The organism is Paraburkholderia kururiensis (assembly GCF_034424375.1).
In the GTDB taxonomy this organism is placed as follows: domain Bacteria; phylum Pseudomonadota; class Gammaproteobacteria; order Burkholderiales; family Burkholderiaceae; genus Paraburkholderia; species Paraburkholderia kururiensis_A.
This window is the reverse complement of record NZ_CP139965.1, coordinates 723806-739175: the sequence shown is the minus strand read 5'-3', so window position 1 is coordinate 739175 and position 15370 is coordinate 723806. Positions and strand designations below refer to the sequence as shown.

General features: G+C 65.0%; 19 protein-coding genes. 6 read left to right on the top strand and 13 right to left on the bottom strand.

Annotated features, from left to right (window positions below; genetic code table 11):
* From U0042_RS03410 to U0042_RS03390, 5 genes are all read right to left on the bottom strand, one after another.
* On the bottom strand, positions 1-273 hold the full coding sequence (locus U0042_RS03410) for an ATP synthase subunit I (protein WP_114809869.1): 273 nt from the start codon (positions 271-273) through the stop codon (positions 1-3).
* A complete protein-coding gene (locus tag U0042_RS03405) occupies positions 266-616 on the bottom strand; it encodes an AtpZ/AtpI family protein (protein ID WP_232833274.1) in 351 nt (116 codons plus the stop codon). Before U0042_RS03405 ends, U0042_RS03410 begins: the two co-directional genes overlap by 8 nt.
* Entirely contained in the window at positions 613-1077 is a 465-nt protein-coding gene (locus U0042_RS03400) for a F0F1 ATP synthase subunit epsilon (RefSeq protein ID WP_114809868.1), read from the bottom strand. Before U0042_RS03400 ends, U0042_RS03405 begins: the two co-directional genes overlap by 4 nt.
* Entirely contained in the window at positions 1074-2573 is a 1500-nt protein-coding gene (gene atpD, locus U0042_RS03395) for a F0F1 ATP synthase subunit beta (RefSeq protein ID WP_198665241.1), read from the bottom strand. The genes U0042_RS03400 and atpD overlap by 4 nt, the downstream gene beginning before the upstream one ends.
* Before the next feature lie 158 nt (positions 2574-2731).
* Positions 2732-3280, bottom strand: coding sequence for a DUF962 domain-containing protein (locus U0042_RS03390; RefSeq protein WP_114809867.1), 549 nt, complete (start codon positions 3278-3280; stop codon positions 2732-2734).
* An 87-nt stretch (positions 3281-3367) separates the two neighbouring features.
* Between U0042_RS03390 and U0042_RS03385 the strand changes: the two genes are divergently transcribed.
* Positions 3368-4147: a Crp/Fnr family transcriptional regulator gene (locus U0042_RS03385; protein WP_114809866.1), complete on the top strand. Its 780-nt coding sequence runs from the start codon at positions 3368-3370 to the stop codon at positions 4145-4147.
* A 72-nt stretch (positions 4148-4219) separates the two neighbouring features.
* Here U0042_RS03385 and U0042_RS03380 read toward each other — a convergent pair whose 3' ends face one another.
* From U0042_RS03380 to U0042_RS03365, 4 genes are all read right to left on the bottom strand, one after another.
* Positions 4220-4606: a hypothetical protein gene (locus U0042_RS03380; RefSeq protein WP_114809865.1), complete on the bottom strand. Its 387-nt coding sequence runs from the start codon at positions 4604-4606 to the stop codon at positions 4220-4222.
* 160 nt (positions 4607-4766) lie between these two features.
* Entirely contained in the window at positions 4767-5027 is a 261-nt protein-coding gene (locus U0042_RS03375; protein WP_114809864.1) for a hypothetical protein, read from the bottom strand.
* Positions 5020-5784 (bottom strand): DNA/RNA non-specific endonuclease, encoded by a 765-nt coding sequence (locus U0042_RS03370; protein WP_114810074.1) that lies wholly within the window; start codon positions 5782-5784, stop codon positions 5020-5022. Before U0042_RS03370 ends, U0042_RS03375 begins: the two co-directional genes overlap by 8 nt.
* Before the next feature lie 132 nt (positions 5785-5916).
* A complete protein-coding gene (locus tag U0042_RS03365; RefSeq protein ID WP_114809863.1) occupies positions 5917-6900 on the bottom strand; it encodes a helix-turn-helix domain-containing protein in 984 nt (327 codons plus the stop codon).
* A gap of 103 nt (positions 6901-7003) precedes the next feature.
* Between U0042_RS03365 and U0042_RS03360 the strand changes: the two genes are divergently transcribed.
* Entirely contained in the window at positions 7004-8260 is a 1257-nt protein-coding gene (locus U0042_RS03360) for a DUF1479 domain-containing protein (protein ID WP_114809862.1), read from the top strand.
* Positions 8261-8405: 145 nt separating this feature from the next.
* Here U0042_RS03360 and U0042_RS03355 read toward each other — a convergent pair whose 3' ends face one another.
* The gene (locus U0042_RS03355; protein ID WP_114809861.1) at positions 8406-8765 is read right to left on the bottom strand and encodes a DUF3564 family protein; all 360 of its coding nucleotides are present in this window, start codon (positions 8763-8765) and stop codon (positions 8406-8408) included.
* Positions 8766-9064: 299 nt separating this feature from the next.
* Between U0042_RS03355 and U0042_RS03350 the strand changes: the two genes are divergently transcribed.
* From U0042_RS03350 to U0042_RS03340, 3 genes are all read left to right on the top strand, one after another.
* On the top strand, positions 9065-9487 hold the full coding sequence (locus U0042_RS03350) for a rubrerythrin family protein (RefSeq protein WP_114809860.1): 423 nt from the start codon (positions 9065-9067) through the stop codon (positions 9485-9487).
* Between the two features lie 165 nt (positions 9488-9652).
* On the top strand, positions 9653-10993 hold the full coding sequence (locus U0042_RS03345; protein ID WP_114809859.1) for a (Fe-S)-binding protein: 1341 nt from the start codon (positions 9653-9655) through the stop codon (positions 10991-10993).
* Positions 10994-11037: 44 nt separating this feature from the next.
* Positions 11038-11619: a DUF3501 family protein gene (locus tag U0042_RS03340; RefSeq protein ID WP_114809858.1), complete on the top strand. Its 582-nt coding sequence runs from the start codon at positions 11038-11040 to the stop codon at positions 11617-11619.
* Between the two features lie 9 nt (positions 11620-11628).
* Here the strand turns inward: U0042_RS03340 and U0042_RS03335 are convergent, their stop codons facing one another.
* Both U0042_RS03335 and U0042_RS03330 read right to left on the bottom strand, forming a co-directional pair.
* Positions 11629-12096 (bottom strand): GNAT family N-acetyltransferase, encoded by a 468-nt coding sequence (locus tag U0042_RS03335; protein ID WP_114809857.1) that lies wholly within the window; start codon positions 12094-12096, stop codon positions 11629-11631.
* A gap of 62 nt (positions 12097-12158) precedes the next feature.
* The gene (locus U0042_RS03330) at positions 12159-12422 is read right to left on the bottom strand and encodes a hypothetical protein (RefSeq protein WP_114809856.1); all 264 of its coding nucleotides are present in this window, start codon (positions 12420-12422) and stop codon (positions 12159-12161) included.
* Positions 12423-12612: 190 nt separating this feature from the next.
* Between U0042_RS03330 and U0042_RS03325 the strand changes: the two genes are divergently transcribed.
* Positions 12613-14073, top strand: coding sequence for a PLP-dependent aminotransferase family protein (locus U0042_RS03325; RefSeq protein WP_232833273.1), 1461 nt, complete (start codon positions 12613-12615; stop codon positions 14071-14073).
* A 40-nt stretch (positions 14074-14113) separates the two neighbouring features.
* On the opposite strand, the gene U0042_RS03320 is transcribed toward U0042_RS03325, so the two are convergent.
* The gene (locus U0042_RS03320; protein ID WP_114809854.1) at positions 14114-15211 is read right to left on the bottom strand and encodes an NAD(P)/FAD-dependent oxidoreductase; all 1098 of its coding nucleotides are present in this window, start codon (positions 15209-15211) and stop codon (positions 14114-14116) included.
* Positions 15212-15370 lie beyond the last annotated feature (159 nt).

Here is a 15370-nt window from a genome sequence, read left to right as displayed (position 1 = left end):
TCACGCTCCGCGCCGGTAGAGCGGCCACATCAGAGCCTGGCGCGCCAGCAGGAACGCCGCGGCGCCCGAGAGAAACGCTGCGGCACCGGCGCGCGCGAGCACGAACAGGATCGCGCACGCTATCGCGATGCGCGCGACTTGCATGCCGAACGCCGCCGCCATTCTGCCGGCCGCGAAGAGCCGCCCGTTCCAGTGCAGCGACGCGAAGTGCAGCACGCCCGCGGCGAACCCCACGGCCGCACCTGCGATCAGCCAGAAAACGAAGCTAGTCATGATGGTTTCCCTGTTGCCGATGCATCCACTTCCACGCGGACCACAAGCCTACCGCCGCGCCGATCATCAGCAGCGGCGCCGAGAAAAACACGCGCGTGGCAAAGAAGCGATCGAGCCAGCGTCCAATGAGCAAGCCAAGCAGCGTGGGCACGACGATGGTCCAGCCCAGAATGCCGATCTGGCCGAGACGGCTTGCGAGCGTCGGCTCCGGTTCCGCGCGTCCACGTGCCTCGCGGTTTGCCGCGCTTTTTGCGGCGCGGGCCACGCGGTCTTCGGCGTCGTCTTTGTCGGGCGGCGGCGCGCCATGATCGTCGCGCGCGTCGCGAGCGTCGGGGGCTGTCATTCAGAGGTCTCCTCGCGAACGGGAATGCCGCCTTCCGACGACGCATCCGGCCGCAGGAAGCGCACCATCTGACGCACGGCGCGCGCGTGCAAACGCAGTTCGTCGACGCGCGCACGGCGGCGTGCTTCCAGTTGCGCCGCGCGCGTGGCCTGCACGTCCGCTTCCAGACGTTCGAGCGACTCGCCCGGAATAGCCTCGCGGCAAGCAATCTGGATGCGGCTGCCGTTGTCGGAGACGATCAGCGCGCCGCCGTCCACGGCGCAGAAGTGCTGAATATCGTCGGCGGTGCGCCAGCGCACGACGGAGGCGCGCAGCAGCGTGACGAAGTCCGCGTGGCCCACACGAATGCCGAAGCTGCCGCTCCCGTCTTCGGCGCGCAGCGAGACGATGCCGAGATGGTCCACGAGCACGCCCGCGGGCGTGGCGATGGTGAGCGTCAGGGCCGGCGTATCGGTGCTCATGACGCGGCCTGTCGAGTCTGTTGCGCGGATGTGTTGCCGGAAGCCGCGCGGGCTTCCTTCTCGCGTGCCTCTTCGAGCGTGCCCACCATGTAGAGCGAGCTTTCCTGCCACGTATCGCAGTCGCCCGCGAGAATCGCCTTGCAGCCGGCAATGGTGTCCGCAATCGGCACGGACCGGCCGGGCTGACCCGTGAACGCTTCGGTCACGGCGAATGGCTGCGTGAGGAAGCGTTGCAGACGGCGCGCGCGCTGCACACGCACGCGGTCCTCGGCGCCCAGTTCTTCGATGCCGAGCAGCGCGATCACGTCCTGCAATTCGCGATGATGTTCGATGATCCGCCGCACTTCCGTGGCGACGGCGGCGTGCTCTTCGCCCACCACGAGCGGATCGAGCAGGACGGATGACGACGCGATGGGATCGATGGCCGGGTACATGCCCTCGGCGGCCATGGCGCGCGAGAGCACGACCATGCTGTCCACGTGGGCCGCGATGGTGGTGACGGCGGGGTCGGTGAAGTCGTCGGCGGGCACGTAGACCGCTTCGATCGCAGTGACGGATACGTTGCCCACAGAGACGATGCGCTCCTGCAGCGCGGCCACTTCGCTCGCGAGCGTGGGCTGATAACCCACGCGCGACGGCATGCGTCCGAGCAGGCCCGATACTTCTGCGCCGGCCTGCACGAAGCGGAACACGTTGTCCATGAGCAGCAGGACGTTCTGGTGATGCTCGTCGCGAAAGTATTCCGCGATGGTGAGCGCGGTGAGCGGCACGCGCCAGCGCGCGCCGGGCGGCTCGTTCATCTGGCCGTACACGAGCACGGTGCGCGGCAACACGCCGGACGTGCGCATGTCGAGCAGCATCTCGTGGCCTTCGCGCGAACGCTCGCCCACGCCCGCGAAGACGGAGATGCCCTGGTACTGCTCGACCATCGCGTGAATCAGCTCCATCACGAGCACGGTCTTGCCGACGCCCGCGCCGCCGAACATCGCGGCCTTGCCGCCTTGCGCGAGCGGCGCGAGCAGATCGATGACCTTGATGCCGGTGGTGAAGAGGCGCGGCGCGCCCGACTGCGCGGCCAGCGGCGGCGCGTTGCGATGAATGGGGCGGCGCGGCGTGTCGGCACCGGGCCGCTCGCCGCCGTCGCGCGTTTCGCCCAGCACGTCGACCAGACGGCCCAGCACGGCGTCGCCCACCGGCACCTCGATGGGACCGCCGTGCGCCTGAACCTCAGCGCCGCGCTTGAGGCCCGACGTGGATTGCAGCGCAAGCGCCCGAACCGCGCCGCCGTTCAGATGCGCCTGCACTTCCGCGATGACGGGCTCGGCGCCGTCTGTATCGATGGCAAGCGCAGATTCGATGGGCGGCAGCGCTTCAGCGGGGAACGCGACGTCGATCACCGCGCCGCGCACGGCCAGCACGTGGCCCGTTGCGGCGGCTGGCGCGTGGACGGCGGGTTCGTCGGACTGCGCTGCGACTGTGTTGGATTCGACCGGCACGAAGCTGCCTCGCGAAGACGTCAGGGAATGCTCTGACGATAGCCGCGGTGCCGCCTGGCCGGCTGATCTTCATCAAAGATTGCAGGGGCGCCGCGGGTTGGACCGCCCGACGCCCTTTCAGTTGCCTTGCCTTACGCGGTAAGACTTCAGCCCCCCGTTCAGTGTCCGTGGCGAGCGGCTTGCCCGCGTGGCGGGTTGATGCGCGTGGGGCCCACCTGGGCTTCGATGTCGGCTTGCAGCGAAGGGCGCCATCCGAACGCGAAGAGCGCTTCCGCCAGCACGAACAGGGGCCCGATCAAGAGGCCGATCACATCGTCGGCGAAGGCGGGCTTGCGATGTTCGTAAGCGACGTGGCCCACGAACTGGAAGATCCAGCCCACCACGAAAAGCCCGGCACCGACCGCGAGCCACACGAGCGTGGTCTGCTGCGCGACCCACTGCCCGAATGCCACGCATACGACGGAGAACGCGGCCATCATCACGCCAAGCGGAATATCGAGCACGAGGTAATAGAGCGTGGCTGCGCCGAACAGCGCCCACGCGGGGGACACCGTCATCGGCAGCACGCCGAGGTTCGATGCGGGCCGGGCAAGCAGAACGGCGAGCGCGACCACGATCATGGGAATGCCCACGAAGTGGGTCGCGATATTGCGGCGGTCGCGATGGTAAGCAGCGTATTGGGCGAGTTGCTGGGTGAGCGTCTTCACGGGTGTCTCCCTTATGTGCAAGTTCGCTATGATCCCGGGCAGCACTGCAACAGACCTTCGGGTAGCCGACATTTCAGCGCATCTGCCATGAGCTTGCCTACCGATTCGAATGATCCCTCGAATGCGTGCACGCCGACCCCGGCGCTTGCTACGGCACTCGCGCGCAGCCTGTGGTTCCGATCGGCGCCGCAGGCGTTGCAGTCGGCGCTGATCACGGCGGGGCGCGAGGTGCGTTTGCTCGCGGGCGAGCGGCTCTTCATGCGCGGCGACGCGGACAGCGGCCTGTATTGCGTGATCGACGGTCTCGTGCGGATCGGCGCCGCGAGCTTTGCGGGAAAAGAAGCGTTGCTTGCGGTGATCGAACCCGTTAACTGGTTCGGCGAAATCGCGCTGTTCGACGACCGTGCCCGCACGCACGATGCCTACGCCGAGCGCGATTCCACGCTGTTTCACGTACCGCGCGCTACGTTGCTTGCGCTGCTCGAGGCCACGCCCGCGTGGTGGCATACGTTCGGTTTGCTGCTCACGCAGAAACTGCGGCTCGCCTTCGAAGTGATCGAAGAAGCGGCGCTGTTGCCGGCGGCGCAGCGCGTGGCGCGCCGGTTGATGCTGATGGCAGGCGGCTTCGAAAACACACAGGCCGGGACCACGCTACCCACACGCATCATCAAGGTGCCGCAGGAAGACCTGGCCATGATGCTCGCGCTCTCACGGCAGACCATCAACCAGATTCTTCGTCAGTTCGAGATGCAGGGTGCGTTGAAGCTGCGCTATGCGGAAATTGAAATCGTGGATGCGGAAAAGCTCGCGGCTCTGGCCGATGTGACCGCATCAGACGTGGCTCCATCGAAAAAAGGGCGAGCCTGAAGCTCGCCCTTCCAACGCCGCAACGGTCTCGTGCTGCAACCGTGCGGCGCATGCTACATGCAACTGTCGTTGTTATTCCGTAGCGTTGGTCTTCGTATCGCCGCCGGCCTTGGCCGTGGCGCCGGCCTGCACGTTCGCCGATGCGCCTTCCGCGGCCGGCGCGGTGGTCTTGCTGGTCTTTTCTTCGACCTTCGCCTTGGTCGCGTGAACCTTCTTCGCTGCGACCTTCTTCACTGCGTGAGCCTTCTTCGTGACCTTCTTGCCCGCTTCGCTGGTCTTGTCGTCGACCTTGGCGGCACCGTCTTGCGCCGTGGTCTTCACGTCGGACGCCGCTTGCGTGAGGGCCGGCGTGCTGGCCTTCAGGTTCGCCTGGGCGCCCGCCGATACCGGCGCGGAAGCTTGTGCGAAAGCGGTCGAAACGAGCAGGGCGGATGCGAGCGCAGCGAAAATCGTCTTCATACTTGACTCCTTTTGTTGGCAGCTGAAAAAGGTCAGCGCTGCCCATTCAACGCAAGCGTGGACACGCGAGTTGACCCTCGCGCGGTGACAAAACGTAAGCGAGGCAAGCATTCGTTTCGCAGCGAAAGCGCATGACTCAAGAGATGAACAGGGGTCCTGCCTATTTGAACGGGTTGTTGACCACGCCCGGTTTCGCGTCGGGCTCGTCGCTGATTTTTTCAGGTAGGTCCGATTGCGCCTGCAGTGTCTCCACCACACTGTCGAGCGCCTGCTTCAGCGCGAGCGCTGCCTTGAGCCCGCGCTTGTCGCGCGTGATTTCCAACGTGCCCGACACGACGACGCGCGTCGTGCCGTTCTCTACCGTGAGCGCGTCGCCCTGAACGTTGAGCACGTCGTCATCGTTTGCATATGCCTTAAACACCTTTGAGTCCTCCCGGACGTTGGTCTTTCAGATTCTCCGGAATGCCAGGAAACCGGATGCCGCTCGCCGCTTCGATGTCGTGCACGGAGCGAATCTCGTAGCGGTTCGTCGCCACGTTCTGCGTCACGATGGCGAAGGCCAAGTCACGCGACGGCAGGTACACCACCTTGAACAGCTCCGTGGGCACGAAGACGCGCGACGGGCCAATGGTCTGCAACTGCGCGCCCGTGAAGAGCGGCCCGGTGACCACATACGCTTCGCCGTAGCGGCTCGCGAGCCTGCGCACGGTCGATTCGATGCGCGCCCACAACCGTTCGTTGTTTTGCCGGTTCTGCGGCACGACGTTGGCAAGCGAGAACGATTCTGCCATTGCCTGCGGGTTCCAGCGGTTGCCGGCGGGGCTCATGTGGCCGCGGTCGAAGCCGCTGCGCTTGTAGTCGGCGAGCGTGGCGCCTTCGCCGGCCGGCAGACGGTCGTCTTCGAAGAAGCGGTTGGTGCGCGTCATGTCCTGCGCGTCGGCAACGTGCACGCGCGTGAGATGTTCGGCGGACCAGAGCGGACCGTGCGTGATGCCGGAGTGCAGCACGACGAAATCCGAATAACACAAGAGGCGTGTTCTCGGCTCCATCTTCGGATTGGTGAGCCGGGGGAACTGACCTTCGGGAACGAACTGGGTGCAGGCGGAGGGCGAAGAGAAGGGCGAGGCGGCGGCGTGAGCCGCAATGGAGAGCAGCAGGCAGGCGAGCAGCTTCTTCATGAGTGCAGTTTCGATGAACGGGGCCGCAAGTATAACGGCGATCATCGGCTGCGCAGTACGTTGAAACGGTCTGTTTCGTTTGCATGTGGCGAGGCTCTGGAACGGCCCTTGGGCGAGCCCGCGCATCGCTGTTCAAGGGCTCTTCTTTGTGCCTCTTCGCGACTTGCGCCGTTGTAACGAAGGCGAGCGTTCGGTGAGATTCACTGTCGTTGTCGCGGTGGTGTTGCCGTTCGCAAACTGGCTTCGCCACGACGCGGGCGTGGTGCCTTTCATCGACTTGAATTGCCGGTTGAAGTGCGAGACGTTGGGAAAGCCCGATCGCAAAGCGATGACCGAAACCGGCAGCGACGTGTCCGCGAGCATGCGTGCAGCGTGTCCGATTCGCACGCGCGTGATGTAGCGGCCCACGCTCTCGCCTAGGTGCTGCACGAACCAGCGATTGAGCGAGCGTTCCGAGAGACTGGCCGCCGCGCTCAATTCGGCGAGCCGCAACGGCTCCGCGAACCGCGCGTCGATCAATGCGAGTACTCGGTTGATGCGCTCGGGCTCGTGGCCGCTCGGCCTGCCTGCCCGCCCAGCCCGGCCAGCGGCGTTCGACGACGCGAATGCATGCGGTGAGGCGAGCGGTTCGCCGTGGGCATCGGCGAGCAGACAGAGCACATCGAGTGTGGCGGCAAGGCGCACGCGCGCTTCGGCAGAGAGCAACGCATCGACACGTTCGCGCACAGCCGTGGCCGCGTCGCTCGCAAAGGCGAGACCGCTTGCCGAACGACGCAGCAGGCGACGCAGCGGCTCGTATTCGCCACAGCAGTCCGCCATGCGCCGCGCCCAGTCGCCGTCGAACCAGATCACGATGGCCACCTGGGGCAGCGAGGCGTCGATGGAGCGATTCGACGCCCACGTGTGCGGCAGATCGGGCGGCACGAGCACGAGGTCGTCCGCGCCGTATTCGCTCACGGAGTCGCCGATGTAGCGCTTGCCGCGGCTGTTCATCGTGAGCGTGAGTTCGTACTCGGGATGGTGGTGCCATTCGAAGGGAATCTTCGGCAGGCGCCGGTGATAGACCCGAATCGAACAGCTCTCGCCGAAATCGACGCGTTCGTAAGCCGGCTTCATGTCTGAATCCGCAAAGTCATTGGCCGGATCGTATCACCGGCCACACCGTGCCGCGCCTATGCTCGTCGCACACATCCCAACGAGATTCATGAAGGAGACAACCATGACGCCTGTGACGACGCCCTTGCGCATCGACGATCTGCCGGCCGCCATCCGCGCAGCCAAACGCGAATTGAAGACGGCGTTGCCGAATTACCGCGAGGTGTTCGCCGAGGTGGAGGCAGAGATGATCCGCGAGGCAAACGCGATCGAAGCACAACGTGCAGCCGGCCGGGCCGTGATTCCCGAAATCGATTTCGCCGACATTGCCGCGGGCCGCGTGCGCGACGAGCAGATCGCGCTCGTGAAGTCGCGCGGCGCATGCGTGATCCGCCGTGTGTTCGATGCAACGCTCGTCGAGCAATGGGACGACGAGATCGCGCAATACGTTGAGCGCAATCGCCTGGACGAGCGCCTGCAGCATCGTGCCGAAGACCGCTACTTCGGCAACCTCGCGTCGAGTAAGCCGCAGATTTACGGCGTGTACTGGTCGAAGCCGCAGGTCATGGCGCGGCAGTCGTCGGCGCTCACCACGGCGCGCGTGTTCCTGAATCGGCTGTGGCGTGCGCAAAGCGAAGGGCGCGTACATTTCGATCCCGACCACGTTCCCGCTTATGCCGACCGGCTGCGGCGCCGGCCCCCGGGCTCGGAATCGCTGGGGCTCTCGGCGCATTGCGATGGCGGGTCTGTCGAGCGCTGGATCGAGGCCAATTTCCGCAAGGTCTATCGCCACGTGTTCGACGGCAACTGGCGCCGCTACGATCCGTTCGACGGCGCGTATCGAACGGAAGTACGCGAAGTGCCGTCGCCCGCGGTGTGCTCGATGTTCCGCACTTTTCAGGGCTGGACCGCGCTCACGCAGCAAGGTCCGGGCGACGGCACATTGCAACTCGTGCCTATCGCGAACGCGATGGTCTACATCTTGTTGCGCGCGCTCCAGGACGACGTACCCGACGACGATTTGTGCGGCGCAATGCCGGGCCGCGCGCTCTCCATCAAGCCCGAGTGGCACGCGCCGCTGTTCCGGGCGCTGTCGTCCATCCCGCTCATGCAGCCAGGCGACACCGTGTTCTGGCACAGCGACGTGGTGCATGCGGTGGAAGACGCGCATCGCGGCAAGGGCTACAGCAACGTCATGTACATTGCGGCCGCGCCGGCCTGTGCGAAGAACGATGCGTATCTGAAGCGCCAATTGGCGGCGTTCGTGACGGGCGAAAGTCCGCCCGACTTTCCCGCGGACCATTTCGAAACCGACTTCGCAGGCCGCGCCACGCAAAACGACCTCACGACGTTGGGCCGCGCGCAAATGGGTATGGAATGACAGCGCAAAAAAAGGGCCGCCTTGTGGCGGCCTGAATGCGTGGACTACGGCGCCACTCTATGCCGCCAGACTTAAGAAGCGCTTAAGACGCGCGTTTTCCGACGCACGAGGCACCGCGAAAAAACGGAAAGCGCGACGCGAGAAACTAGTCGCCGAAGATGCGGTGTTCGGCCAGCACGTGCTCGCGGTCTACCGCTTGCAGCCGCCAGTACCCTGTCATCTGCGCACACGCGCTCGCCGACGACCACGCGGCATCGCCCTCCGTGGCACTGATGCGTTGCTTGCGGTCCACGTGCAGCCCGCGCAGCGTGCATAACGGTTCGGCATCGCTCGGGGCGCACAGCGCAGTGACGTCGCCGGCGTCACGCAATTCGCCCCATGCGGGCAGATCGATCCCTTGATGTGATTCGCGCGACCAACGGTGCTCGTCGGTGTCGAGCCACAGCACAGCGTAGTCGTGATTAACGGTCGGATCGGAACCGTTGATCAGAATGGTCAGGCGCATGGCAGTTCCGTGCGAGGGAGGAAGGGCAGTGAGACTTATCAGTCTATGACAGCGAAGGCGTTATTCAAGGGCACCGCGCAGGGCACGATAGGGTAGCCACGAGGTCGATATTGCTGCGCTACAGCACACACAACCAAACGAGGAAAGCGCGCAAACGGTGTTCCAGCTATCGAGGGGATTGAAAAACACAATTGGGAACGCGAGGCGCAACTTCTAGATTAAAAGGCACGGTGCGCACACGCGCCTGTTCGCGGCAAGCCGCGCGCCGTCCCCCCAATACAGACTGGAAGGAGGCACAGATGGCACAGCTCAAGGGCTCGAAGACGGAGGACAACCTGAAGCAGGCGTTCGCCGGAGAATCGCAGGCGAACCGCCGCTACCTGTATTTCGCAGCGAAGGCCGACGTTGAAGGCCAGAACGACGTGGCCGCCCTGTTCCGGTCCACGGCGGAGGGCGAAACCGGCCACGCGCACGGCCATCTCGAATATCTGGAAGCGGTGGGCGACCCGGCGACGGGGCTGCCCTTCGGCTCGTCGCGGCTGAACCTGCAGTCCGCCATTGCGGGCGAAACGCACGAATACACCGACATGTACCCCGGCATGGCGAAGACCGCGCGCGAAGAAGGCTTCGACGAAATCGCGAACTGGTTCGAAACGCTCGCCAAGGCCGAACGCAGCCACGCCAACCGCTACTCGAAGGCACTCGAAGCGCTGTCCGACTGAGGGCACGCTGGGCTCGAGGCTCAGCGCATAGTGCACGGCAGAGCCGCTGCTGCCGCGCCTCGTCCTGGCTCTTTGCAAGCCGACGAGGTGCGCCGCTTCGCGCATCGAGCGCACGCGAGGCGGCGCACGAAAACACGAGCATCCATAACTAGAACAGGAGACGTCATGCCCCACAAGGAAGGCAGCCTTGAAGCGCCGACGCGTCATCCACTCGACTGGCGCAGCGAGGCGTTCTATGACGAGGCATTGCTCGACAAGGAACTGGCTCGCGTATTCGACATATGCGCCGGGTGCCGCCGCTGCGTGTCGCTGTGCGGCGCCTTTCCGACCTTGTTCGATCTCGTGGACGCAACAGAAACGGGCGAGGCGCACGAGGTCGATCCGAAGACGTTCGGCGGCGTAGTAGATCAGTGCTACCTGTGCGACCTCTGCTACATGACGAAGTGCCCGTACGTGCCGCCGCATCAATGGAACGTGGACTTTCCGCATCTGATGCTGCGGGCCAAGGCGATTGCGTACCGGCGCGGCGAAGTGAAGCTGCGCGACAAGGTGCTCTCCAACACCGACGCACTCGGGCACTTCGCCGGCATTCCCATCGTGACGCAGGCCGTCAACGCGGTGAATCACACACCGGCCGCGCGCGGTGTCATGGAAGGGGCGCTGGGCGTGGACCGCAAAGCCTGGCTGCCCGACTTCGCGCCGCGCAAGTTCCGCAGCGCCGCGCGGCCCGCCACGGCCACGCGCGTGCAGGACGGCGAGCGCACGCCGGGCAAGGTGGCCATCTACGCAACCTGCTACATCAACTTCAACGAGCCCGGCATTGGCCACGATCTGCTCGCCGTGCTGGACCACAACGAGATTCCGTACGTGCTCGTATCCAGCGAAGCGTGCTGCGGCATGCCGTTGCTCGAGCAGGGCAACCTGGACGGCGTGGCCGCGAAGAAGGAAAAGAACATGCCGGTGCTCGCGAAATACGCGCTTGAAGGCTATGCGCTGATGGGCGCCATTCCCAGTTGCGTGCTGATGTACAAGCACGAGCTACCGCTGATGTTCCCCGGCGACGAAGACGTGCTTGCCGTGAGCGAAGCGTTCTGGGACCCGTTCGAATACTTCGTTTCGCGCCATCGCGACGGGCTGCTCAAGACCGACTTCAAGACGCCGCTCGGCAAGGTCTCGTATCACGTGCCGTGTCATGGCCGCGTGCAGAACATCGGGCGCAAGACCTTCGACATGCTCGCGCTCGTGCCCGATACGAAGGTGGATGTCGTGGAGCGCTGCTCGGGTCATGCCGGCACGTTCGGCGTGAAGAAGGAGTTTCACGCGATGTCCATGAAGATCGGCACGCCTGTCTTCAAGGCGATGGCGCAGCCGGAGACCGACTACATCGCGTCCGACTGCGCGCTCGCCGGGCACCACATCGCCCAGGGCATCGAAGAGAACAATCTGCCGGACAAGGCGCAGCTCGCGCATCCGCTCACGCTGCTGCGTCGGGCGTACGGCATCTGAGAATCTGGGCGTTCACTCATCACGTTCGACACCGAGGACATTCGATGACTATTGCAAGAGAGTCGCTGTTGACGCTGGAGGCCTACGCCAAGGTGCGCCAGGCCATGCGCGGCGACGTGATCGAGCATAAGAAGCGCCGCACCGTCACGCTCGGCAATCACCTCACGTTCCTGTTCGAAGACGAGTTCACCATTCGCTACCAGATTCAGGAAATGCTGCAAATCGAGAAGATTTTCGACGAGGACGGCATTCAAGGCGAACTCGATGCGTACGTCCCGCTCGTACCGAACGGCAGCAACCTCAAGGCGACCTTGCAGATCGAGTACGAGAACGAAATAGAACGCCGCGCCGCGCTGGCGCGGCTGATCGGCGTGGAAGACCGCGTGTTTCTTCAGGTGGGCGACGAGTCGCCCGTCTATGCGATCGCAGACGAAGACCTGGAACGCGAGAACGCCGAGAAAACGTCGGCGGTGCATTTCGTGCGCTTCGAGTTGAGCGAAGCGTTGAAGGCGCGACTCAAGGCCGGCGCGCCGCTCAAGATCGGCTGTGACCATCCGAACTACCGCGTGCCCACGAAGACCATCGAGCCGCCTGTGCGCGATTCGCTTCTGGCCGACCTGGCCTGAGCGATCGCGCTACAGGTCTTTGCGGTACATGACGAAGCCGGGCTTTTCAGCGACGCCGTCGTAAAGGCGCATTGCCGTGTGGTTCGTCTCGTGCGTGTGCCAGTACACGCGCGCCGACCCGCCTGCCTTGGCGGCTTCGTACACCGCGAGAATCAGCGCGCGACCCACGCCCTTGCCGCGCTCGCTTTCCAGCGTGAACAGGTCCTGCAAATAGCAGACGGGACCGAGCATCGTCGTGCTGCGGTGAAAGAGGTAATGGACGAGGCCAAGCAGGCGGCCGTCGCGCTCCGCGACGAATGCGTGCATGGGCTCGTAGCCATCGAAGAAGCGCAGCCACGTGGCGCGCGTAATTTCACTGGAAAGCGCGGTCTTGCCATGGCGACCGTAGAAGCGGTTGTAGCCGTCCCAGAGCGGCAACCACGCTTCGAAGTCTTGCGGGGCGACGGGGCGGACGGTAAGGGCTTCAGTCAAGGTCATCTCTCCTGGAATGGTCTGTTGTGAATGGGCGCGAAGACGTGTCTTCTTGTGCCCTGCTTGCGTCATTGCGCGGCCGTGCATTGCACGAGCGCGGCGAGCCTGTGTTCGCTGCCGGCGTCGACTGCGGCCTTTTGTTTCTCTCGAACGACTGGGTCCGCGGACCGTTGCTCATGCTCGACGGCGTGCACGCAGGCCGCGAAGTTCGTTTGCGCCGTTTCGACTGGCTTCACAGCGTAGTAGCTCATCGCTGCCGTCGCGGCGATAGCGGCGCCCGCCGTCAGCACCACGACGCCATGCGCGCGCGTTTTCTCCTCGTGGCCGTGCAAGCCACCGGGCTTCCGTGTCTGCCCAACGCTTCGGGCGAATGTCTCGCGATGAGTTGTCATGTACCGTGCCTCGCCAGGTTGAACGCGTCGCGGCGAAAAAGAAGAAACGCGCGACCGACCTGACCTAGCTTAAAAAAATCGTGGCACCATTGTTAGTCCCACATGGACGAAAAAATCTGGAGCCACACACGTGGACTACGCTTTGTTGATGTCGAACTTCGCGCGGCAGGCGGGCCGCAAGCTCACGCAGCAGGATCTGCTGTACGAAAGCCTGCGCAAGGCGATTCTGGATGGCGACATCGGGCGCGGTACGCAGCTCGTTTCCACGCGCGCACTCGCGGAGCAGCTCGGTATCGCGCGCAATTCGGTGCTGTACGCGTACGAGCGGCTCAACGAAGAGGGTTTCATAACGGCGAGCCGTCATGGCTCGTGGGTCAATCGTGTGGGTGCGGCGAACCCTGTGCCGGCCGCCGGCCGTAGCGACGCGAACGGTGCCGGCTTGTCGCGACGCGCGCTGGCCCTGCCGCCCAGGCGCAGCGCCAGTAGCGCGGGCCACGGCTTTCGGCCCGGCGTACCCGCGCTCGACGAATTTCCGCTTGCGCAATGGCGCATCGCGCTGGAGCGCGCATGGCGTTATACGGACGCACGCGATCTCGGCTACGGCGACAGCGCCGGCCATCCCGCGCTGCGCCGTGCCATTGCGCAGTACGTGCGCGTTTCGCGCGGTGTGCGCTGTACGGCGGAACAGGTTTTCGTGACCGACGGCACGCAGGCGAGTCTCGACCTCTGCGCCCGCATGCTGGCCGACGTGGGCGACAGCGTGTGGATCGAAAACCCCGGCTACAACGGCGCGCGCGTCGCGTTTCTGGCGGCGGGCCTCGACCTTGTGCCGATGCACGTGGACGCCGCCGGCATGGTCAGCACGCCCGCCGACTGGCAGCGCACGCCGCCGCGCCTCGTCTATCTGACGCCGTCGCATCAATATCCGTTGGGCAGCGTGTTGAGTCTGGAGCGGCGCAGCGCGTTGATCGAGCACGCGCGCGCGAACGGCGCCTGGATCATCGAGGACGACTACGACAGCGAACTACGCCACAGCGGCCCGCCGTTACCGTCCATCCAAGGTCTGGTTGCCGATGCGCCCGTGGTTTATCTGGGCACGTTCAGCAAGACCATGTTTCCCGCGCTGCGCATTGCGTTCATGGTGGTGCCGCCGTGGCTCGCCGCGGACACGGCTGTCGCGCTCGGCTCGCTCGCGCGCCAGGGGCGCGTAGCGGATCAGCTCGCGCTGGCGGACTTCATCGAAAGCGGCCGGTACGCAAGGCATTTGCGGCGCATGCGGCGCGTCTATCAGCAACGGCGCGCGGCGCTGGTCGAGGCCATCGGCCGGCATATGGCGGGGCTTGTGACCGTGTCTGCGGATGCGGGCGGCATGCACCTGAGCGTGCGACTCGATGTGCCCGTGAACGACGTTGCCGTGAGCGACGCCGCACGCGAGCAGGGCCTGCATGTGTCGCCGCTCAGCATCTATTGCCTTCGCGCGGAAGACGCCGCCCGGTACAACGGCTTCTTGCTCGGCTATGCGGAGATCGTGCCGCAACACGCAGACGCGCTCGTTGCGAGACTCGCGCGCGTGATTCGCGGCCTGATGTGAGCGCGGCGCCGCAAGCCGAACCTCGTGGGGTATCGACGCGCTATTCGGCGCGAAGCCAGCGCAGCAGCGAAGCGGTGTCGCCGCTGCCTACTGCGCGGGCCACGCGCTTGCCGATGGCCGCGCCGAACTTGTACGCGTGGCCGGAGCACGCGGACACCACGAGCGCGCGGCCGATCTGTTCCGCGAAGAAGCGCGTGTCCGCGGTGAACGTGTAGACGCAGGTGCGCACGTTCGTGATCGCGTACTCGTCGATGCGTGCAAGCGGCGGGGAAAACAGGCTGCGCACCGCCTGGCCTTCATCGGGTAACGGCTCGCGATTCGTATCGGCATCGGCGTGGGCGGTCTTGCGCGAACTCGCGCCGAACTTGAGCCCGAGCGTGCCCACCGGCGGCAGCACGTAGCCGCCCGAGCTACCGCCAATGTCGACGATGGCCGGGGCCTCGCGCCATGCGTGCTCGAGATCGGCAGGGGGCTGTACGTAGACCACGACGTTGCGCCACGTCGTCAACGTGCGCGCAAGCGACGGGAAGAGTCGCGTCACCCATCCGCCGGCAGCCACAACGAGGCGATCCGCTTTCAGTGTGCTGCCGTCTTCGAGCTGAACGGACGCGTGGGCCGGGTCGACGGAAAGCGCACGCGTCTGCGTGCGAATCTCCACGCCGCGCTGCGTAAGCCACGCGGCGAGATCGCGCGCAATGCCTTCGCACAGCAGCGCGCCGCCTTCGTGGTCGAGCCATGCGTGGCGAAACGTGGAGGCGTCGAGGAACGGATAAAGACTTGCGGCCTCGTTCGCGCTCAGCGCTTCATAGCGAAAGCCGACGCGGTCCAGCCCGGTGCGGAACAATTCGGCGTCGTCGCCTGTGTGCTGTGAAATGCCCAGCACGCCGCGCCTTGCATAGTGCGAGACGCCCAGGTCGTTCCAGAGCGCATCCCACGCATCGAATGCTTCGTTGATGTTGCGCGCGTAGCCGTCGACGCTACCGTACGCGCGACGGATCATACGGTGTTGATCGCCTGATGCGCCGAGCCGGTTGGGAATGGAGCCCTGTTCCACGAGCGTGACGCTGTGGCCGGCTTTCGTGAGTGCCCAGGCGCTGGTGAGGCCGGTAATGCCTGCCCCGAGGACGGTGACTTGCATGGCTGCTCCTTGCTGAAAGCCCATACAAGTCTAGCAGTGCAGGTTCAAACGTGGCAGGAACGAAGCGCCAGGCGCGCCGGGCAAAAAGCACGAAGGGCGGAGAATCCGCCCTTCGTGTGTTGTGACAGGCCGCTTGGCGGCCTGCTTTCAAAATGGCTT